Source organism: Arthrobacter sp. 49Tsu3.1M3, from assembly GCF_900168135.1.
GTDB lineage: Bacteria > Actinomycetota > Actinomycetes > Actinomycetales > Micrococcaceae > Arthrobacter.
Genome location: NZ_FUZD01000022.1, coordinates 1 through 19,247, shown reverse-complemented (window position 1 = coordinate 19,247; position 19,247 = coordinate 1). Strand labels below are relative to the sequence as shown.

20 protein-coding genes are annotated in these 19,247 nt (G+C 67.7%); 11 read left to right on the top strand and 9 right to left on the bottom strand.

All coding sequences use genetic code 11. The features are described from left to right. Positions 1–68 precede the first annotated feature (68 nt). The 4 genes from B5X90_RS17865 (at position 69) to B5X90_RS17850 (ending at position 4,836) form a co-directional block, all read left to right on the top strand. A complete protein-coding gene (locus B5X90_RS17865; RefSeq protein WP_143264805.1) occupies positions 69–1,595 on the top strand; it encodes a peptidoglycan DD-metalloendopeptidase family protein in 1,527 nt (508 codons plus the stop codon). Positions 1,596–1,733: 138 nt separating this feature from the next. Beyond that, complete coding sequence (locus B5X90_RS17860) at positions 1,734–2,219, top strand: glutathione peroxidase (RefSeq protein WP_079555287.1); 486 nt, start codon at positions 1,734–1,736, stop codon at positions 2,217–2,219. A gap of 220 nt (positions 2,220–2,439) precedes the next feature. Continuing rightward, positions 2,440–3,651 (top strand): formaldehyde dehydrogenase, glutathione-independent, encoded by a 1,212-nt coding sequence (gene fdhA / locus B5X90_RS17855; protein WP_079555286.1) that lies wholly within the window; start codon positions 2,440–2,442, stop codon positions 3,649–3,651. Positions 3,652–3,894: 243 nt separating this feature from the next. Then, positions 3,895–4,836, top strand: a complete 942-nt coding sequence (locus B5X90_RS17850) for a phosphodiesterase (protein ID WP_079555285.1) — start codon at positions 3,895–3,897, stop codon at positions 4,834–4,836. A 43-nt stretch (positions 4,837–4,879) separates the two neighbouring features. Here the strand turns inward: B5X90_RS17850 and B5X90_RS17845 are convergent, their stop codons facing one another. Together B5X90_RS17845 and B5X90_RS17840 are read right to left on the bottom strand one after the other, a co-directional pair. Next, positions 4,880–6,418 carry a stealth family protein gene (locus B5X90_RS17845; RefSeq protein ID WP_230007875.1) on the bottom strand — a complete coding sequence of 513 codons (1,539 nt, stop codon included), beginning with the start codon at positions 6,416–6,418 and terminating at the stop codon, positions 4,880–4,882. A 189-nt stretch (positions 6,419–6,607) separates the two neighbouring features. Next, entirely contained in the window at positions 6,608–7,522 is a 915-nt protein-coding gene (locus B5X90_RS17840) for a hypothetical protein (RefSeq protein ID WP_079555284.1), read from the bottom strand. Between the two features lie 179 nt (positions 7,523–7,701). Between B5X90_RS17840 and B5X90_RS17835 the strand changes: the two genes are divergently transcribed. Next, complete coding sequence (locus B5X90_RS17835) at positions 7,702–8,001, top strand: type II toxin-antitoxin system VapB family antitoxin (protein ID WP_026266597.1); 300 nt, start codon at positions 7,702–7,704, stop codon at positions 7,999–8,001. Next, positions 7,994–8,671 (top strand): LytR C-terminal domain-containing protein, encoded by a 678-nt coding sequence (locus tag B5X90_RS17830; protein ID WP_079555283.1) that lies wholly within the window; start codon positions 7,994–7,996, stop codon positions 8,669–8,671. Before B5X90_RS17835 ends, B5X90_RS17830 begins: the two co-directional genes overlap by 8 nt. A 56-nt stretch (positions 8,672–8,727) precedes the next feature. On the opposite strand, the gene B5X90_RS17825 is transcribed toward B5X90_RS17830, so the two are convergent. After that, the gene (locus B5X90_RS17825) at positions 8,728–9,366 is read right to left on the bottom strand and encodes a TetR/AcrR family transcriptional regulator (RefSeq protein ID WP_079555282.1); all 639 of its coding nucleotides are present in this window, start codon (positions 9,364–9,366) and stop codon (positions 8,728–8,730) included. Between the two features lie 170 nt (positions 9,367–9,536). On the opposite strand from B5X90_RS17825, the gene B5X90_RS17820 reads away from it, so the two are divergent. The 4 genes from B5X90_RS17820 (at position 9,537) to B5X90_RS17805 (ending at position 12,977) form a co-directional block, all read left to right on the top strand. After that, a complete protein-coding gene (locus tag B5X90_RS17820) occupies positions 9,537–10,505 on the top strand; it encodes a helix-turn-helix transcriptional regulator (protein WP_218670210.1) in 969 nt (322 codons plus the stop codon). Then, the gene (locus B5X90_RS17815) at positions 10,498–11,361 is read left to right on the top strand and encodes an SDR family oxidoreductase (protein WP_079555280.1); all 864 of its coding nucleotides are present in this window, start codon (positions 10,498–10,500) and stop codon (positions 11,359–11,361) included. Before B5X90_RS17820 ends, B5X90_RS17815 begins: the two co-directional genes overlap by 8 nt. 166 nt (positions 11,362–11,527) lie before the next feature. Then, positions 11,528–12,508, top strand: a complete 981-nt coding sequence (locus B5X90_RS17810; protein WP_079555279.1) for an aldo/keto reductase — start codon at positions 11,528–11,530, stop codon at positions 12,506–12,508. A 103-nt stretch (positions 12,509–12,611) separates the two neighbouring features. Further along, positions 12,612–12,977 (top strand): MFS transporter, encoded by a 366-nt coding sequence (locus B5X90_RS17805; protein ID WP_079555278.1) that lies wholly within the window; start codon positions 12,612–12,614, stop codon positions 12,975–12,977. Here B5X90_RS17805 and B5X90_RS17800 read toward each other — a convergent pair. Continuing rightward, on the bottom strand, positions 12,974–14,224 hold the full coding sequence (locus tag B5X90_RS17800; protein WP_079555277.1) for an MFS transporter: 1,251 nt from the start codon (positions 14,222–14,224) through the stop codon (positions 12,974–12,976). The two genes, B5X90_RS17805 and B5X90_RS17800, sit on opposite strands and share 4 nt — an antisense overlap. Positions 14,225–14,298: 74 nt before the next feature. Here B5X90_RS17800 and B5X90_RS17795 point away from each other — a divergent pair, with 74 nt between their 5' ends. Continuing rightward, positions 14,299–14,841, top strand: coding sequence for an ArsR/SmtB family transcription factor (locus tag B5X90_RS17795; RefSeq protein ID WP_079555276.1), 543 nt, complete (start codon positions 14,299–14,301; stop codon positions 14,839–14,841). Between the two features lie 50 nt (positions 14,842–14,891). Here B5X90_RS17795 and B5X90_RS17790 read toward each other — a convergent pair whose 3' ends face one another. The 5 genes from B5X90_RS17790 to B5X90_RS17770 form a co-directional block, all read right to left on the bottom strand. After that, positions 14,892–16,214 (bottom strand): nicotinate phosphoribosyltransferase, encoded by a 1,323-nt coding sequence (locus tag B5X90_RS17790; RefSeq protein WP_079555275.1) that lies wholly within the window; start codon positions 16,212–16,214, stop codon positions 14,892–14,894. A 129-nt stretch (positions 16,215–16,343) separates the two neighbouring features. Further along, complete coding sequence (locus tag B5X90_RS17785; RefSeq protein WP_079555274.1) at positions 16,344–17,078, bottom strand: DsbA family oxidoreductase; 735 nt, start codon at positions 17,076–17,078, stop codon at positions 16,344–16,346. A gap of 124 nt (positions 17,079–17,202) precedes the next feature. Next, a complete protein-coding gene (locus B5X90_RS17780) occupies positions 17,203–17,739 on the bottom strand; it encodes a GNAT family N-acetyltransferase (RefSeq protein ID WP_079555273.1) in 537 nt (178 codons plus the stop codon). A gap of 27 nt (positions 17,740–17,766) precedes the next feature. After that, the gene (locus B5X90_RS17775) at positions 17,767–18,660 is read right to left on the bottom strand and encodes a TolB family protein (protein WP_079555272.1); all 894 of its coding nucleotides are present in this window, start codon (positions 18,658–18,660) and stop codon (positions 17,767–17,769) included. A gap of 163 nt (positions 18,661–18,823) precedes the next feature. Then, the coding region (locus B5X90_RS17770) for a sugar phosphate isomerase/epimerase family protein (RefSeq protein ID WP_143264800.1) at positions 18,824–19,247 on the bottom strand (424 nt) is incomplete at its 5' end.

Genomic DNA, 19,247 nt, shown 5'->3' with positions numbered 1-19,247 from the left:
TGGGAAAACACTGGGGAAACTCATCGAGTGAGCAGTCAGCGAGGGCACGGACCATTGCCGTGCGTTGCGTGTCCGGAGGCCTGTGCCTGTCCTTGGCCGTGCTGGCATTCGGCGGCTTTCAGGGACTGAGCGCCTTTGCGACCTACGGCGCGCCCGCCGCCGTCCCGACGGCCGCCATGCCTCCTTCCGGCGACGTGGGACCAGAAGCCCTGGACCCGCTGGCCCACACCGCCACGCCCGCGCCCGCGGGGACTCCCGGCGCCGGCGCTGTCACCGCCGACGCCCAGGCGCTCGTGGCCTTCAGCCGGAGCACGGTGGACACGGCCACCCGGGCAGGGGTACGTGGCGAGCTCAATGTGGCCTCGGCGTCCCTGCGCCGGCCCGCGCCGGGTTTCCTCATGGCCCCGCTGGAATCACTGGTGCCTTCATCCCCGTTCGGGCTGCGCACCAGCCCCCTGACGGGATTCGCGGGCGAATTCCATTGGGGCCAGGACTTCGCGGCACCCTGCGGCACCCGGGTCTACTCCGCCGACGCCGGTGTGGTGCGGGCCGTCGGTTGGCACCCGTGGGGCGGCGGAAACCGGGTGGAAATCGACCACGGCAACGGTCTCATCACCACGTACAACCATCTGGAAGCGATCGCGGTCAAGAAGGGCGACTCCGTACGGGTGGGCGAAATTATTGCCCGGGTAGGGACCACCGGATCCTCCACCGGCTGCCACCTTCACTTCGAAACCATCCTCAACGGCTCCCACACTGATCCGCGCGATTGGACATTTCTGCCCATCAAGCAGGTGGATCAACTCGGCCCGATCGACATGACCAGTTACGCGCCCGACGCCGGTAAGGCAACCAATGCCGGGATTGGCTGGGCGATTCCTGTCCGGGAGGACCTGACCCATGTGGTGGCCGGCGGCGTTCAGGAGCAACCTGCCGCGGTGGCCGCCAAACCGTCGGCGAGTGCCTCGCCTGCGGCTACTGAAGCCGCCGACAAACCGTCGGCAACGCCTTCCGCCACCTCTAAGCCGACACCAACGGGCACTGCCCCCGCGACGCCGACGCCGACCGGGACAGCCCCCGCGACGCCGACGCCGACCGGGACTGCCAAGACGACCACGCCCGCCGCGCCGACCCCGCGGCCGTCGGCACCTGCGACCCCGACCCCGTCGGCAACAGCCACCCCGACCCCGCGGCCGTCGGCACCTGCGACCCCGACCCCGTCGGCAACAGCCACCCCGACCCCGTCGGCACCTGCGACCCCGACCCCGTCGGCAACAGCCACCCCGACCCCGACGCCGACGCCGACCCCGACGCCGACGCCGACCCAGACGGTAACGGCCTCCGCCAAGCCATCAGCACCGTTGTCGGTCCCGCCGCCGGTGGCACCGCCGTCCTCCGCGCTTGTGTCAGCCTCCGCAACCGCGACCGAGGCTGCCGCCAAGACGGCCACCCCGGTACCGGCCCCGCTCACTGTGGAGCCGGACCCGGTCACCGCGCCGGCCGATACGCCGAAGCCACGGGCGGTCACGCAGTCGGCCACCACGGCAGTGACAACAAAACCCTCAGCGACGCCCTCGGCGACGCCAAGCGGCTAGCCCCCGCCGCGCCCCCGGGCGTTGTTCCGGCGTCATGTCCGGGAGGCACACCCATACCCGCAGCCCCCGGTGCCGAATAATGGAGTGACCAGTTCAGATTCCCTGCTCCGGACCATCGACATCGCAAGGACGCGCCCCATGACAGCTCTGCACTCCATTCCCCTGACCCTCATCGACGGGACCGAGACTGATTTTGGCCGATTCAAGGGCGAAGTGGTTCTGGTGGTCAACGTGGCGTCCCAGTGCGGTTTCACGCCCCAGTACGCTGGACTCGAGGCGCTGCACAACAAGTTCCGCGGCCAGGGCTTCCAGGTCCTCGGCGTCCCCTGCAACCAGTTCGCCGGGCAGGAACCCGGCGGCGACGCCGAGATTGCCGAGTTCTGCCAGCGCAATTTCGGGGTGACCTTCCCGCTGACGGTCAAGGCCAACGTCCGGGGAAAGAACCAGCACCCGCTCTACGCCGAGCTCACGAAATTCAAGACGGGAATCCTGCCCGGCCTGGTGAAGTGGAACTTCGAGAAGTTCCTCGTGAACCGCGACGGCGAGGTCATCGCCCGCTTTGCGCCCACCGTTGAGCCTGACGCGCCGGAGATTATCGAGGCTGTTCAGTCCGCACTCAACTGACTCGACCGGCCCGGGGTCCAGAGGAACTCAGCCCTATCCCTAAGCATGCTTAGCGCCTAGACTGGCCGGACCCTCCAACATTCCGGGCATCCCCACGGCGCAAGCAACTCTGGCGGCCGTCGGCAGCTTGGCCGGGTGTTCCTGTGGAGGGCGCATCAAAGAACTTCGTGAATCACACTAGGGCGCCCACCACGGGGCCCGTGAAAGCAGGAGGAAATAGATGACAGGGAACAAAGCCGTTGCCTACAAGGGGCCGGGCAAGGTCGAGCTGATCGACATTGACTACCCCACCTTCGAACTCAAGGACGGTCCGGGGGTCAACCCCGCCAACGTGGGCCGGCAGGTACGCCACGGCGTAATCCTCAAAACCGTGGCCACCAATATCTGCGGCTCGGACCAGCACATGGTCCGCGGGCGCACCACGGCTCCCACCGACCTGGTGCTCGGGCACGAGATCACTGGAGAAGTGGTGGAAGTGGGCCCGGATGTTGAATTCATCAAAGTGGGGGACATCTGTTCCGTCCCGTTCAATATCGCTTGCGGGCGCTGCCGGAACTGCAAGGAACGCAAGACGGGCATCTGCCTGAACGTCAATCCCGACCGCCCGGGCAGCGCCTACGGCTATGTGGACATGGGCGGCTGGGTAGGCGGCCAGGCCAACTACGTCCTGGTGCCGTATGCCGATTGGAACCTGTTGAAGTTCCCGGACAAAGACCAGGCCCTGGAGAAGATCATGGACCTGGCCATGCTCTCGGACATCTTCCCGACCGGTTTCCACGGTGCCGTTACCGCCGGAGTCGGCGTCGGTTCCACTGTCTACGTCGCGGGAGCCGGCCCGGTGGGCCTCGCGGCGGCCACGAGCGCCCAGCTGCTCGGTGCCGCCGTCGTGATCGTCGGGGACATGAACGAGGACCGCCTGGCGCAGGCACGCAGCTTCGGCTGCGAGACCGTGGACCTCTCCAAGGGTGGTCCGGCGGAGCAGATCGAGCAGATCCTCGGCGTGCCGGAGGTGGACTGTGGCGTGGATGCCGTGGGCTTCGAGGCCAAGGGCCACGGCTCGGGCGCGCAGGAGGCCCCGGCCACCGTCCTGAACTCGCTGATGGAGGTAACGGCCGCGGGCGGTGCCCTGGGCATCCCCGGACTCTACGTCACCGGGGACCCGGGCGGCGTGGACGAGGCCGCGAAGAAAGGTTCGCTCTCGCTCAGCCTCGGAACGGGCTGGGCCAAGTCCCTCAGCTTCACCACGGGACAGTGTCCGGTCATGAAATACAACCGGCAGCTGATGATGGCCATCCTGCATGACAGGGTGCATATCGCCAAGAACGTCAACGCCAAGGCGATTACCCTGGAGGACGCGCCGAAGGGCTACGCGGAATTCGACGCCGGCGCGGCGACGAAGTTCGTGCTCAACCCGAACGGCTACCTGAGCTAGCGGTAGCCGGGCACCCGGCGGCACTGTCCGTCCCGCCCCGAAGCCGCGGGGTTTCGGGAGTGCCGCCGGGCGTCCCCGCCCCGTATATGCCGGAAAGGGCATGTGAGGGCACGCCACCTGTTAACGCCAATTTTTCCAATATGCCTGTCCCAGTTTTTACATTGTTTGCCCAATGTCTGGTTGGATAGTTCTTACTGAGAGGGACCCTGGAAGCACCGCTTCCACCCAACCAAGAAGGCAGCAATGGAGCGCATCGAGGCCGAACACCCCCGGCCACGTCATTTCCTACTTCACCTGAGCGACCCCCACCTGCTGGGGGGTCCGCAACCCTTGCACGGCGTCGTGGACAGCGAAGCCCTGCTCAGGCAACTCTTCGAGGAGGTCCACGCCTCCGGTGCACGCCCCGAAGCCGTGATCTTCACGGGCGACCTTGCTGACCTGGGCGAACCCGAGGCGTATGCCAAGCTCCGCGCCATCGTGGATCCGGCGTGCGAGGCTCTGGGGGCCACGGTCATCTGGGCGATGGGCAACCACGACGACCGGGCCAATTTCCGGGCCGGGCTCCTGGACCAGGCCGACAATGACGCGCCCGTGGACCACAGCTACTTCGTCAACGGGCTGCGCATCATCACCCTGGACACCTCCGTGCCCGGCTTCCACCACGGCGAATTGAGCCACGACCAGCTGGACTGGCTCGCTGCTGAACTGGCCACCCCGGCCCCGGACGGGACCATCCTTGCCCTGCACCACCCGCCTGTACCGTCCGTGCTGGACCTTGCCGTGCTCGTGGAGCTCCGCGGCCAGCCGGCGCTTGCCGGCGTCCTGCGCAACTCCGATGTCCGCGCCATCCTGGGCGGCCACCTGCACTACTCGACCACCGCAACGTTCGCGGGCATCCCGGTGTCCGTGGCTTCAGCCACCTGCTATACGCAGGATCTGAACGTTCCGGTCGGCGGCACCCGGGGCCGCGACGGCGGGCAGGCGTTCAACCTGGTCCACGTCTACGAACACACGATCGTGCACTCCGTGGTGCTTCTAGGCGATACCCCGGCGGTGGGGGAGCTGGTCTCTCCGGAGGAAGTCCAACGCCGGCTCACGGCCGCAGGGATCTATATCCCTGAGAAGGCCAAGCTTGAGGCCCCGTCCCGGACGCAGGCGCACCGCAGGTACACCACCCTGAACTGATTCATCTCCCGGCCGGCGCGGCGCCCGTTTTGGTCACGGTCCGTTACTTCTCCCAGGGCGCCTTGATGGGGTAGTACTTCTCCAGGAAGTCCGTGACCAGTTCGGCCCGCTCTTCTGCCGGGACCTCGGGGAAGCTGCCGTCGTTGAGGCAGAAGAAGTCCATGTTCCGCTTGGCCAGGAGTTTGGGCAGGTAGTTCAGCCCGGCCCGCGCCGTGGTGTCCACATATCTCACCTTGGCAGCTGTCTGGGTCACGGCCCGGCCCGTGAGCAGCGCGTAGTAGTGGTAGAACGAGTTGGTCACGGAGATGTTGTCCGCTGCCCGGAAGGTACTTGCGGCGGTCTTTGCAAACTCGGCCGGGAACTCCTGCTCCATCTGCTCGACCACGCTGCGCCGCAGCGGGGCCGCTGTGTGCTCCAGGTGCCGGGTGGTGATGCGGCCGAAGCGGTTCCAGAGCAGCTTGCGGTTCACCCGGGCGGCGTTCTCAAAGCCGCTGCGTTCGGCGTCGTTGTCGCCCAGACCGATCCGGGTTTCAGCCTCGATGAACTTCGTGATGCCGCCCGGGGTGAAGAACATGTCCGGGCCCACGGCGCGGCCGAAGAACATGTCGTCGTTCGAATACAGGAAGTGCTCGGAGAGCCCCTCGATGTGGTGCAGCTGGCACTCCACGGCCTGCGAATTGTGCGTGGGCAGCACCGACGTGTCGGCGAAAAACTCTTCGCTCCGGACGATCGTCACACTCGGGTGGTCGGCCAGCCATGACGGCGCGGGGGAGTCCGTGGCGATGAAGATCCGGCGGATCCACGGCGCAAACATGTACACCGAGCGCAGGGCGTACTTGAGCTCATCGATCTGGCGGAAGCGGGCCTCGTGGTCATCGCCCTCACCCACCACCACGCCTGCCATGCGGGCGCGGCGGGCCGCGATGTACTCGGGTGAGCTGCCGTCAACCCATGAGAAGACCAGGTCGACGTCGAAGCTGATGTCGCTGGCGTGGTCCGCGAACATGTTCTCGATGGTGGGCCACGTGTGGCCGTAGCGTTCCACCGTGCCGCGCACGGCATCTTGGGCCAGCATGGTGCGGCGCGTCAGGGAGTTCTCGATCGGCAGGATCAGCTGATCGCCTTCGAAGCTCCACAGCTCCAGCTGGACGCCGGCGGAAGCCCCGAATTCAAAACCGCCTTCGGGTTCGACCCTGGGCCGGTAAAGCCGGAAAATCCGGGCCTGGCGGTTCGGCGACAGCTCGCCGTCGGCCACCAGAACGGACGACTTCTTCTTTGCGTCCACGCTCATGGAATACATCGGCTCGTCACGGCACGCCTCCACGAGGGCATCGCGGAGTTCTTTGCGGTCCTTCCAGTCGACGGCGACCACAGGGCGGTGGTTGTTGCCGCGGACCAGCAGGTAGCCGATGCCGGCGCCGGCCAGGACGGAACGCAGGAACATCAGGTCCTCGACCATGGCCTGGTACGGCGTACGGTTTTCGTTGATCAGCGCATAGCGGCCGCGGTGGCGGACAACATCGGAGCGGGTCCGGAATCTGGCGACCGCGGCCGCCGACGTGACCTCGGCGTGGGCGTCCACAGATGCCTGGCTGCCATAGTAAATCTCGTCTTGGATCGCTGCTTCGGTAATGTCTGAGCTCCCGCTTCTTTGAGTGCGTTGGTGTCTACTTGCATGATAACGCGGGCCTCAAAATTGCCGCGGAAAACCGGACGCCGCGCGGCGTGCGTGACGACGAAATGTGACGGAGCGTAACGGCGGAGCGGGACCTCAGTCGGTGGCGACGCCCAGCCAGTGGTGCAGGAAGGCGGCACCGGCGTCGTCGTGGATCACGTCTTCGCCGAGCCCCAGATCGGCGGCGGTGAGAACCTCGTAGGGTTTGACCGGGATGCCGTCCGCGGGCCGGACATCGACGTGCTTCACGGCATGGTCGTTGTGGTGCAGCCAGTCGGCCATGGCGTAGTCCGTGCGGGAATCGCCCACCGTGCGCCAGGCCTGCGGCGTGATGCCCTGCGCGGCCAGGAACTCCACGGCCCGGCTCGCGCCCAGGTCCTTGCCCAGCCGGACCGATTCGATGTCGGTGGAGATGATGGTCGGATCGACACGGAAGTCGATCTGGTCATCCGAATCGGGGACGTGGTGGTCCAGCCGCACCACGCCGAGCCCGTGCCGGGCCATGATGCCCATGGCGTCGGCGTCGAAGAGTTCCTGCTCGGCACGGTAGTCGGGGTTGGGGACGGCAATGTGCTGCTCCACGGAGACCATGGCCCGCTTGGTTTCGTCGTAGAACATGTGGGCGGAGTAGTCCTCGGCCACCAGGCGGCGGACGTCATCGCCGAAGGCCTGCGGAATGGCGAGCTCGTGGTCCACATGGACCGGGCCGGGGCCCTCCGCTGTGTAGCTGAACCAGACGGCGCCCTTCTCGCAAATGGCGTGGATGAGGGTGCCGGCGGGCATTCCGGCGGCGATCATCGGTTCCATGACCTGCTCGCGGATGAACGCGTCCGACCGGCCGGTGTTGAAGATGACCGGCACGCCGGCGGCGGCCAGGGCAACCAGGTCGGCGATGATGCCGGGCTGCACCTCGCGGGTGACCGGGCTCGCGACCGGACCGTCGACGTCGAGCAGCAGCGCCAGCACGGGGGCCGACGACGACGGAACAGGGACAGTCTCGGGTGAAGTCATACGGCCATTCTGTCAGCCGCGCGGGACGTTTGGGTGAACCGTGCAGCAGATCGACGGCCCGGCGCTGGATGTGACAGGCGGCAGTGCTTCGTGTGACAAATGGTTACCGTTTGGCCACAACCTCACGCCGCCGGGGGACATTCGTTCCTTCGGGCGTCCAAGTTCCCTAGGCTGGCATGGTGATATTCAAAGCTGTGGGCGAGGGCCGCCCGTACCCCGACCATGGTTACACCACGCCCAAGGACTGGGCGGCCCTGCCCCCGCGTCCTGTCCGGCTTGATGAGCTGGTGACCACGAAGCGCACACTGGACCTTGAAGCCCTGCTGGCCGAGGACTCCACGTTCTTCGGCGACCTCTTTCCGCACGTCGTGGAATACCGCGGCGTCCTCTACCTTGAAGACGGCCTGCACCGGGCAGTCCGCACCGCGCTGCACCAGCGCACCGCAATTCATGCGCGGGTCCTCGTGATAAATGGCTAGGAAGCCGCCAGATGTCAGAGTCCTGCACGGGCACCGCGTCATCAGTGGCTCCGAGCTGCGGGCCACGTTCGTGGAGCAGGACGATACGGCTGAGAACCCCCACCGGCTGCGGCGCAGGATCCTGCACGGCGTTGTGCTGGTGATGCTTGTCGGCCTGATCGTGGCCGCGATCGTGGTGGCCCTCGCCATCATGAACGGCCAGATCAAGATCCCCGGGGCGGAGCGGAGCAGGGCGGCAGTGTCGGTGTGCCCGGCGGCCACCTACGACTACGCGCCGCCGGAGAAGGTCCACGTCAACATCTACAACTCCACGGGCCGTCCGGGCCTGGCCCGGAGCGTGGCCGACCAGCTTGCGGCCCGGAAGTTCCTGGTGGGTGCCGTGGGGAACACGACGTCGAGTTACCGCGGCGTTGCGCTGGTGGTCTCCGGTGCTGCCGGCCAGTCGGCCGCCTTCAGCGTCCAGCGCCACGTGCCCGGTTCGGACTATGTCCAGGACGGCCGCGCTGACCCGAGCGTGGACGTGATCATTACCGGCGACTTCAAGGAACTGGCCAAGCCGGAACTGGTGGACCAGACGCCGGGCCAGCTCAGCTGCCCCCGCGAGAACCGGCGCATCGTGGATGAGGCCACGCTGCCCGCGGTACCCACGGCGACGCCCGGCACGGGCTAAGACACAGCCTTCCGGACTTCCAGCCTTCCGGGCGCCGCAGCCGGGAGGACCGCGGCCTAGGGGATGGTGCGGACCGGCCGGCCGGCGTCGTCAAACCTGGCCCCGGCCCCCAGCTGGACAAAGCGCACCGTCCGGGCGAGCCGGGCCTCGGCCTCGGCGTCCTGGCCCGCCCCGTCGCCCCGCGCAGCGCTTGAGGAGAGCGTGCCGTGGATGAGCTGGGCCAGTTGGGCAATGTCTGACTCGGGCAGGTACCCCTGGGCCATGCCGTCGCGCAGGATGCCCCGCAGGAGCACGCTGAGCTCACCCACGTGGTCGGCGAGTTTGGCGAACGACGACGGCGAGAGCACCGCCGCCATGGCCGGGCCCGGCGGCAGGTGGCGCCGGCTCAGGTCCTCCACCTGGGCGCGGACGTAGACGGCCAGGCGCTCCACCGGGTTCTCCAGTGCGTCGAGGGATTCGCGCAGATCGAGCAGGAACCGCTCGGTCTCATCCAGGGCGTAGGCGATGAGGAGCTCTTCGATGTCCGCGTAGTAGTTGTAGACGGCGGTCCGGCCGATCTGGGCGTGGCGCGCGACGTCCGTCATGGTCAGGCCGGGGAGCCCGTGGGTGAAGAGGAGTTCCCCGAACGCGGTCAGGATGCGGCGCTGGGTCTCGGCACGTTGGGCGGCGTTGCTCGCGGCCGAAATCCTAGGCATACGCACACTTTAGCGCGATCTGTCACCAAAGCAGCCGGGCGGCTGACTGTGACACGGCCGGGCGATGAACATCGACCGGTTCTGAGGGGCCACCCCTGTATCCACCACCTCAGCTGGGGGTGTCTGATAGACACTGCCACCGCCCGTCCGGCCTGCGTAGCGTGGTGGGTGTGGACAGAAAAGACGAAATCCGAGACTTCCTGATCTCGCGCCGGGCGAAGATCACCCCGGATCAGGCCGGCCTCCCCAGCTATGGCGAGCTGCGCCGTGTGCCGGGGCTGCGTCGGGAGGAAGTGGCACAGCTCGCCGGGGTAAGCACGGACTACTACACGCGGCTCGAACGCGGCAGCATCCGCGGCGTCTCGGACTCGGTCCTCGACGCCGTGGCCGCCGCCCTTCAGCTGGATGAGGCAGAGCGGACGCATCTGTTGGACTTGGCCAGGACGGCCACCACGCCGTCATCCCGGCGGCCGCCGCGCCGGCCACCGCAGCAGCGGGTCCGTCCCGGAGTATTGCGCTTGCTGGACGGGATGAGCGGCGCGGTCGCCCTGGTGCAGAACGGACGCTCGGACGTGCTGGCCGCCAACCCCTTGGGCCGCGCGCTATATGGGCCGGTGTTCGAGTCCACTGCAGCCGCTGGTCCGGAGGCTTCGGGCCAGCTGCCGAACCAGGCACGGTACCTCTTCCTCGATCCGGGTGCCGGGGACTTCTACCCCGATTGGCCTGCAATCGCCGCCACCACGGTGGCGATGCTCCGATCGGAAGCGGGACGGAATCCCCATGACCGCGCATTGAACGAGCTGGTCGGCGAGCTGACCACACGCAGCGGGAACTTCGCCGCATTGTGGGCCGGCCATGACGTACGGATCCACACCACGGGAACCAAGCGCTTCCACCATCCGGTCGCAGGCGACGTGTCGCTGCAGTTCGAGACGCTCCACCTTCCCGGCGATGAGGGGCAGACCCTGTACACCTTCACCGCGGAGCCCGGGTCCGCATCCGAAAACGCGCTGGCGTTCCTGGCCAGCTGGGCGGCATCGCCCCCGGCGAAAACCACCACCAGCGGCTCTTCCATCCCGGATCTGCGCTCCCACGCGCGCCCCGGAACACCCAACCCAGGAAAGACAGAACATGACTGAGCAAAACGACGCCAAGACCGGGCAAAAAGTCTGGTTCATCACCGGGGCAGGCCGCGGCATGGGCACCGACATCGCCAAGGCAGCCCTGGCCGCCGGCCACGCAGTCGTCGCCACCGGCCGCAACCCCGACAAGGTCACCCGGGCCGTCGGCCGGAACGAGAACCTGCTGGCCATAAAACTCGACGTCACCGACCCCGCCGGCGCGGCCGCGGCGATTCAGGCCGCCGTGGACCGGTTCGGCCGGATCGACGTGCTCGTCAACAACGCCGGCAACTTTTACGCCGGGTTCTTCGAAGAAATCACCCCGGAGGACTTCCGCGCCCAAATCGAAACCACCATGTTCGGGCCCATAAACGTCACCCGCGCGGCCTTGCCCGTCCTGCGGGCCCAGCGCTCGGGCCTGCTGGTCACAATCTCCTCCACCGCCGGCATCGCCGGCGGGGAGTTCCTGTCTGCTTACGCGGCTTCGAAGTTCGGTGTCGAGGGCTGGGCCGAATCCCTGGCCCCCGAAGTCGCCCCGTTCGGGATCCGCACCATGATCGTTGAACCGGGATTCTTCCGCACCGAGCTCCTCACCCCGGAATCCACCAGCTACGCGGCATCCACCATCGGGGACTATTCCGAGCGGACCAAGCAGACGGTCACCGCGTGGAAAGGCATGAACGGCCTTCAGGGCGGGGACCCGGCCAAGCTCGCCAACGCCCTCATTCAACTGGCGGAGCTGGATGAACCGCCGCTGCGCTTCGCCGCCGGAGCGGACGCCGTTGGAGTCTTTGAGGCCCGGGCCAAGGACCTCCGGGTCCAGGCCGACGCCCACCGCGAGCTCTCCAGCAATCTGGCCCACGACGACGCCTGACACCGGGGCCTGACACCGACGCAAACGGACGACGGCGGGAGCCTCCCGCCGTCGTCCACCCAGTCCCCACTTACCCGCTGGATGCCAGTGGCTACCGGCTGCCCAAAAACCCTCACCACGCTGTGGGCCATGCCAGGCCTGGGAACCAACGCAAAGGAAATACACCATGAAGAACGCACGCCTCGGAAGCCTCGAAGTCTCCCGCATCGGACTCGGCGCCATGACTATGGCCGGCACCTACACCAGCGAGGGCGCCCTGGATAACGCGGAGTCGATCCGGACGATCCACCGCGCCCTCGACCTCGGGGTCACCCACATCGACACAGCGGAGATCTACGGGCCGTTCCTGAGTGAGGAGATCGTCGGCCAGGCCGTCAAGGGACGCCGCGATCAGGTCAAGATTGCAACGAAGTTCGGCCTGGTCTCCCATTCCGGCGGCGGCCCCGGCGTGGTCGACAGCAGCGCGGCGAACGTGAGGTCCGCCGTCGAGGGCTCCCTCAAGCGCCTCGGCACCGACCACATCGACCTCTACTACCAGCACCGGATCGACCGGAACACCCCGATCGAGGAGACGGCCGGCGCGGTTGCGGACCTTATCACCGAGGGCAAGGTGCTGCACTTCGGGCTGTCCGAGGCCTCCCCGGAGACCATCCGCCGGGCACACGCCGTGCAGCCGGTCTCGGCCCTGCAGACGGAGTACTCGCTGTGGACCCGGGACGTGGAGGCGGAGATCCTGCCGCTGCTGCGCGACCTCGGAATTGGTTTCGTCCCGTATTCGCCGCTCGGACACGGGCTGCTGACCGGCCAGATCCGCTCCGTCGAGGACTTCGCCGCCGACGACTGGCGCAAGACCAACCCCCGGTTCACGGGTGAGAACTTCCGCCGCAACCTCGCGATCGTCGACGAGGTAAAGGCCATCGGCGCCGAGATCGGCGCGACCCCCGCGCAGACCGCCCTGGCGTGGCTGCTGACCCGCGGGATCGACATCGCCCCGATCCCCGGCACCCGCAGGGTCTCCCGGGTCGAGGAAAACACCGCGGCCGACGGCATCGAACTCACCCGTGACCAGCTGGAGCGGCTGAACTCGCTCCGGCCCGCGGCGGGGGAACGCCACGACGAGGCCAACATGGCCTCGATCGACAGCTGACAGCCACCCGGCACGAAGCAAGGGGCGCGGATGCCCGATCCGCGCCCCTCCCGTCCGCCTCGCGGTCGCAATCCCGCTCACTTTTCCCAAGAGTCAGTTCGTCGTGCTGTTCTTCAGCGGCAGGAACCTCGCCGTCGTACTCATCGCCGTCGCACTGTGGGGGCTCGGCGTCGCAGCGGCAGTCGTCGTCTACCAACAAGCCGTCCTGCTCACCGGACGCCGGGCGCCCGAAACAGCAACCAGCATCGGCGTGCTCCTCGCCCAGGCCGGCTTCGCCGTCGGCGCCACGGTCGGAGGCGTCACCCTCGATTCCTTCGGCGTCGCCACCATCCCCCTGGTAGCCCTTGCGTTCGTCGTCGGGTCGATCATCATCGCCACGACCCTTCGAAACACCATGCGCAACGCGCCCGCGCAGGCTACCGGCGCAGGAACCGCCTTGCCCCAGGCCTCCTCGGAAGCAGCAAGTTAGGATTCGACGTCGGCCGCGGCGATTGCCTTGTTCGTGAGGACGGGCATCATCCCCAGTAGCGCGAGCGTCAGCACTCCCATGATGCCGAACATGACCTGCAGGCCCAGCCATTGGGCCAGCAGACCGCCGGCTGCCGCACCAAGCGGCATGGTGCCCCACGCCAGCAGCCGGTAGGCGCTGTTGACTCTGCCCAGCAAACGGTTGGGAGTAATGCGCTGGCGCAGGGACACGGTGATGACGTTCCAAAGCACGATCAGCATGCCGCCCACAAAGAAGATTGGGCCAAGAACATAGGGGTTGGCGGTCAGGGCGGGCGCACCGACGAACAGCGCGGCCCCGAAGATCGTGAGCATCAGGGACGTCGACCGGCCGAGCCTGGCCTCCACCCGCTCGGACAAAAACGAGCCAACGAAGGCGCCGAGAGCGGAGGTGGTCAGAAGCAGGCCGAACCCCACTTCGGACAGGCCCATCTGTGAAGCCGGGCCCACGGCAAACAGCACCAAGACCGCGAAGGCCGCGCTGGATGCGAAGTTGAACACCCCGGTCATCACCGCGAGTGTGCGCAGGATCTTCTGGTTCCAGAGGAACCGCAGCCCCTCACCAATGTCGAATCGCAGTGTCGTCTTCTGCTCACGCTCTGTGCGAAAAGCCCCCGGGACCAGGAGCAGGCCGCCGACGGCCGCAAGCCACAGGGCCGCCGGCACGGCAACGCCCGCAACCACGCCCGTGGCCACCAGCAGCCCGCCCAGCGGGGGACCAATGAACTGGTTGGTGGTGAGCTCGACGGCGTAGAGCCGGCCGTTGGCGCGCGACAGCTGGTCCCTGTGCACCAGCTGGGGCATGATCGACTGCGCGGAGGTGTCGTAGAGCGTCTCAGCCACACCCACCATCAGCGCGACAACGTACAGAGCCCAAACGGAGCCCAGATCGAGCAAAACGACGGCGGCCAGCAGGGCGGGCAGCGCCGCCCGGCTGAGGTTGGCCCACAGCATGAGCTTGCGCCGGTCCAGCCGGTCGGCCAGCGCGCCGGCCGTGAGGGCGAAGAGAAGCCAGGGAAGCGTCGCCGCGACACTCAGTCCGGCAACCAGGGTGGGTGACTGGGTGAACTGAATGGCCAGCAGCGGCAGCGCGATCTTGAAGACGCCGTCCGCGAGGTTGGAGAGCCCGGACGAGGTCCACAGCTTCCAGTAGGACGCACCCAGGGGCGCACGATGCCGTTCCTTCACCTGCGCAGCGTGACTAGTCATAGGTGGACCATTCCACAGTGATTGAGAAAATTCAAGGTGATTGAATCCAGTACATCGGATTGTAGGATTGGGACATGACGGACGCAGAGCAGTCGAGCGCGGACCAAAAAAGACCCGTCGCGAACGCCCGGGAAATCAAGGCGCTGGCCCATCCGCTGCGCCTGAGGATCCTGCGCCTGTGCGGGCTCCACGAACTGACCAACAAACAACTCGCCGACCGGCTGGGCCAGGATCCGGGAACGGTGCTCTATCACGTGCGGCAGTTGCTCTCAACGGGTTTCCTTGAACCCGCCGGGGTCCGCACGGGCGAGAGCGGCGCGCTGGAGAAGCCGTATCGTTCCACGGGGAGGTCCTGGAAGCTGGACACCGCGCTGGGTGAAGCCGGTCCCGCCGGTCCGCTGGCCCCGCTCGAGGCGTTCCGGGAAGAGCTGACGGAAGCAGGACCGGACGCGCTCGCCAGCCTCTCACGCTTCGTTCTGCACCTCTCCGAGGAAGATGCTGAGGACCTCATCACGCGCATCCACGCTGTGCTGAGCGAATACACCGACAGCGACCGGCAGCGCTTGGACCAGCCCGCCTACGGCGGCATCTTTGTCCTGCACCGGACGTCAGACTAAGTCCCGGGCCTTCCGGAACGGGATGTGGGGCTTCCGTCGCCTTAAGGGCTCTATTCGTAGATGGTGGGGATGGCCGGCTCGCCGGGCTGCAGCCTGTCCACCACCCGGGGCAGCTCCGCCATGGAGGCCGTGTGCCGGTCCCGCGCCCGCCCCACCGCGTCCGGGCCGGTCCAGCCGGGCAGGATTTCGCCGTCTTTCATGAACTGCTGCAGGAGCGGGCGTCCGTTCCTTCCGTCGGCCGGCGGGTGGTCCACGCCGAGGACCTCGTGGGTGGCGGTGCCGCGGTCGTCGAGGCGGCGCACGGCGAATTTGCGCCCGCCCATGTTGATCTTGTCCTTCGAGGTCTTCGCCACGGCAGCCAGCTCACCGGAGTCACCGGCCCGGCTCACCAGCTTGTAGACCATCCCGGCCGTCGGCGCCCCGGATCCGGTCACCAAGGACGTGCCGATGCCATAGGAATCGGCCGGGGCGGAGCGGAGCGCGGCGACGGAGAATTCGTCCAGGTCCGAGGTCACCACGATCCTGGTGTGCACGTTGCCGAGGCTGTCCAGGAGTTCCCGGACCCACCGGGCCTGGGCCACGAGGTCTCCGGAATCCAGCCGGATGGCCCCAAGTTTGTCTCCGGCGAGGTCGACGGCGGTGCGGACCGCCGCTTCGACGTCGTACGTGTCCACGAGCAGCGTGGTGCCGGACCCGAGCGAGGCCAGCTGCGCCGCGAAGGCGTCGCGCTCGGAGTCGTGGAGCAGGGTGAAGGAGTGGGCCGCGGTGCCGATGGTCCGCAGGCCGTAACGCCGCCCGGCGGCCAGGTTGGACGTGCCGGAAAAGCCTGCGATGACTGCCGCGCGGGCAGCCGCGGCGGCCGCTTCCTCGTGCGTGCGGCGGGAGCCCATCTCGATGCAGGGCCTGCCGCCGGCGGCGCTGGTCATCCGGGATGCGGCGGAGGCGATGGCGCTGTCATGGTTCAGCACCGACAGGACGTAGGTTTCCAGGATGCAGGCCTCGGCGAACGTCGATTCGACGATCAGGACGGGGGAGTGCGGGAAGTAGGCTTCACCTTCCGGATAGCCCCAGATGTCGCCGGAGAACCGGAAGGCGGCCAGATGCTCCAGGGTGTCCTCATGGACCACGCCGGTGGCGGCCAGGAAATCGAGGTCGTCCTCGTTGAAGCGGAAGTTCGCGATTCCCTCGAGGAGCCGGCCTGTACCGGCCACGATGCCGTACCGGCGCCCGGCCGGCAGTCCCCGGGTGAAGGCCTGGAAGACGGACCGGCGGTGCGCGGCCGCGGAGTGGAGGGCCGCCTGGAACATGGTCAGCTCATAGTGGTCCGTAAACAGGGAGGTCCGGGGTCCGTCCGGTCCGGCCGAAGTGTCCATGATCCACTCTAGGCCGGGCCGCCCGAGCCGCGGGATGCCGCCAGTACCGGGAGTTCGCCGGAAACGCCCCGAGTCGCCGTAATCGTCCGGCGAAACCGGGAGTTTCCGGCGACTTCGACGATTCCGGGCTCAGACGGGGCAGCCGTCCGGGCCGCAGGCGCCGGATTCCGCGTGGGAATCGGTGGTGGCATCCGCAGCCTCCGCGCCGGCGCTCACCATGACCAGCGGGTGGCTGTCCTGCCACGCCTGCTCGAGGGCGGCGGTAAAGGTTTCGGCGGGCTGGGCGCCGGAGAGCCCGAACTTCCGGTCAATCACGAAAAACGGGACGCCGCTGATGCCCAGGGCGCGGGCCTCGGCGATGTCATTGCGGACGTCGTCGGCGTAGGCCCCGGTGCTGAACAGTTCCGCCAGTTCGCCGGCGTCGAGTCCGAGGTCCAGGCCCAGGGCGGTCAGGTAGTCCTGGCTGCCGATATCCTTGCCATGCTCGAAGTGGTCGCTGAGCAGGCGTTCCTTCGCGGCGTCCTGCTGGCCGTGGGCGGCGGCGAGGTGGATCAGCCGGTGGGCCGTGAAACTGTTGGCGACCACGACGGCGTCGAACCGGTAGTTCAGCCCTTCGCCCTTGGCCTGGGCCGCAACGTGCTCGAACATCTGCGATACCTGCGCCGGAGCCATGCCCTTGCGCGTGCTGAGGTAGTCCAGTTCGGTGCCGTCGTAGTGCTCCGGGAGCGTGGGGTCCAGCTGGTAGCTGCGCCACTGCACGTCCACGGACTCGCGGTGCGGGAAGGCCGCGAGGGCGGTTTCGAAACGGCGTTTGCCGATGTAGCACCAGGGGCAGGCGACGTCGGACCAGATCTCAATCTTCATGCCCCCAACAACCGCGCCGCCGCCGGGTCCATTCCCCGGCGGCCTGTCGGCTTCGTCACGGCCCCGCGGCGGAGGGGCCTCCCGGCCGAGGGCTGGCGGCCCAGGCCGGCCGGCGCTCGCGGCCTCACGGCGCAACCGGGCGCTCCATCACGAAGTCGTGTTCCACGGTGGTGCCCAGCCGGAAGGACTTGGTGCCGACCTTGTGGAAGCCGGACTTTTCGTAGAACCGGATGGCCCGGGCGTTCTGGCTGTTGACGCCGAGCCAGAGCCCGCGGGCGCCGGCCGCCGCTGCCACACCGATGCTGGCGTGCATCAGTTCGGCCGCGGCGCCGAGCCCGTGATGGTCCGGGTGGACGTAGCACTTGCTCAGCTCCGTGCACGGCAGCTCGGCCAGGACCGCGGCCACCTCGGGGTCCGTGGTGGGGCGGGCCACCAGCAGGCTGTACCCGCGGAGGTCGCCGTCGGCGTCGATCACCAGCACCGTGACCGCGGGATCTGCCAGATAGGTCCGGAAATTGGCCTCGCTCAGCGTATTGGCGAGGTGGGCCGCGATGTCCTCCGGCCGGGACTCCGGCGGGCACGCCAGCGGGAAGGTGACGGCCGCGAGTGCGGCCAGCTTCCCGGCGTCGTCCACGGTTGCTGTCCGGATCCGGTGCGTCATAGCTAAACCCTAGCCCCGGCAGCCGGGTCAGCCGACGGGGTAGGCGACGTAGGCGAACCGGGTGGAGTCCGGGGACCAGCTGTTGACGTTGAGCGTGCCCTGCCCGCCAATGAGGGGCCAGCAGTGCAGCGGCGTGGACCAGTCTCCGGTGGAGACCAGCACGACGTCGACCGGCAGGTCCGCGGGGTGGCCCACCGTGCCGCCGGGGAACCGGATGTAGCTGGCCAAACGCCCGTTGGGCGACAGGTGCGGAAACCAGTCGACAGAGTCGCTCTTGACCAGGCGCTCCATGCCGCTTTCGTCAGCGCGCACCCGGGCCAGTTGGGCGTGGCCGGGTGAACTGGTGAAGGCTTCGGTGTTGAAGTAGAGCCATTCGCCGTCGGGCGAGTATTCCGGCCCGTCGCAATGGCCGTCCACGTTCAGCAGGGTGGCGGCGCCACCGCCGGCCGGGATGGTCATGAGCCTGCCGGGCTGCGTGAAATCGCCGGCCTCGATGCCCACGTAGGCCAGCTCGTCGCCGTCCGGACTCACGCCATGGAGGAAGTGGAAGAACCCGTCGTCCTCGGTAATGCGGGTCGCCGCGCCGCCGGCAAGCGCCGCTCGGTAGAGGTGGCCGTCGTTTGCCGAGAGGTAGATGCCGGTGCCGTCCGGCGCCAGGACGTGGTCGTTGTTCAGGTCCGGGATTCCGGTGAGGGGCACCTGACTGACCGCCCGGCTCCCGACGTCGAAGCGCCACATCTTTCCGGCGCCGTTCAGGATGAGTGCCGCGCCGTCACGCGTCCAGTTCGGCGCCTCCACGAGCACGTCCCGGCTGGTGAACACGAGCTCGCGCTCACCTGTGACGGACGCGATCCAGACTTCGCAGCGCTGGCCCGGCTGAAGTTCCCGTTGTGCGATGGTGTTTTCCGGGATGTCCGGCACTCGAAGCTCCTGACGATGACAACTTTGTGGACGGTTGAGTTTTCGCTACAACATCGGACCAGGGCCACGCAATCGGTCCGGCGCAGCGCGGATCCGCGGTGCGCCGGACCGGTTTCGCCGCGGCTGTCCTGAAAGCAGCGGATCCGGGACCGGCGGCGCCCGGCTACTGCTTGAACGCGGCGTCGAAGGAGGTGTTCGAGGCCGGGAAGTCGAACTTCTTGAGCGCGGCGAGGGCTTCGGGGGCGCCGTGGAGGCGGTCCATGCCGGCGTCTTCCCATTCGATGGAGATGGGGCCGTCGTAGCCGATCGCGGTCAGGGCGCGGAAGGACGATTCCCAGGGCACGTCGCCGCGGCCGGCGGAGACGAAGTCCCAGCCGCGCCGCGGGTCGCCCCAGGGCAGGTGCGAGCCCAGGACGGTGTTCCGGCCGGTGGGCCGGAGCTTGGTGTCCTTGCAGTCGACGTGGTAGATCCGGTCCTTGAAGTCCCAGATGAAGGAGACCGGGTCGATGCCCTGCCACATGAAGTGGGAGGGGTCCCAGTTCAGGCCGAAGGCCTCGCGGTGCCCGATGGCCTCGAGGGTGCGGACG

Coding starts and splice junctions, on each gene's coding strand:
- B5X90_RS17860 (WP_079555287.1), top strand. CDS start 1,734: ATGACAGCTCTGCACTCCATTCCCCTGACCCTCATCGACGGGACCGAG.
- fdhA (WP_079555286.1), top strand. CDS start 2,440: ATGACAGGGAACAAAGCCGTTGCCTACAAGGGGCCGGGCAAGGTCGAG.
- B5X90_RS17850 (WP_079555285.1), top strand. CDS start 3,895: ATGGAGCGCATCGAGGCCGAACACCCCCGGCCACGTCATTTCCTACTT.
- B5X90_RS17840 (WP_079555284.1), bottom strand. CDS start 7,522: ATGACTTCACCCGAGACTGTCCCTGTTCCGTCGTCGTCGGCCCCCGTG.
- B5X90_RS17830 (WP_079555283.1), top strand. CDS start 7,994: ATGGCTAGGAAGCCGCCAGATGTCAGAGTCCTGCACGGGCACCGCGTC.
- B5X90_RS17825 (WP_079555282.1), bottom strand. CDS start 9,366: ATGCCTAGGATTTCGGCCGCGAGCAACGCCGCCCAACGTGCCGAGACC.
- B5X90_RS17815 (WP_079555280.1), top strand. CDS start 10,498: ATGACTGAGCAAAACGACGCCAAGACCGGGCAAAAAGTCTGGTTCATC.
- B5X90_RS17810 (WP_079555279.1), top strand. CDS start 11,528: ATGAAGAACGCACGCCTCGGAAGCCTCGAAGTCTCCCGCATCGGACTC.
- B5X90_RS17800 (WP_079555277.1), bottom strand. CDS start 14,224: ATGACTAGTCACGCTGCGCAGGTGAAGGAACGGCATCGTGCGCCCCTG.
- B5X90_RS17795 (WP_079555276.1), top strand. CDS start 14,299: ATGACGGACGCAGAGCAGTCGAGCGCGGACCAAAAAAGACCCGTCGCG.
- B5X90_RS17790 (WP_079555275.1), bottom strand. CDS start 16,214: ATGGACACTTCGGCCGGACCGGACGGACCCCGGACCTCCCTGTTTACG.
- B5X90_RS17785 (WP_079555274.1), bottom strand. CDS start 17,078: ATGAAGATTGAGATCTGGTCCGACGTCGCCTGCCCCTGGTGCTACATC.
- B5X90_RS17780 (WP_079555273.1), bottom strand. CDS start 17,739: ATGACGCACCGGATCCGGACAGCAACCGTGGACGACGCCGGGAAGCTG.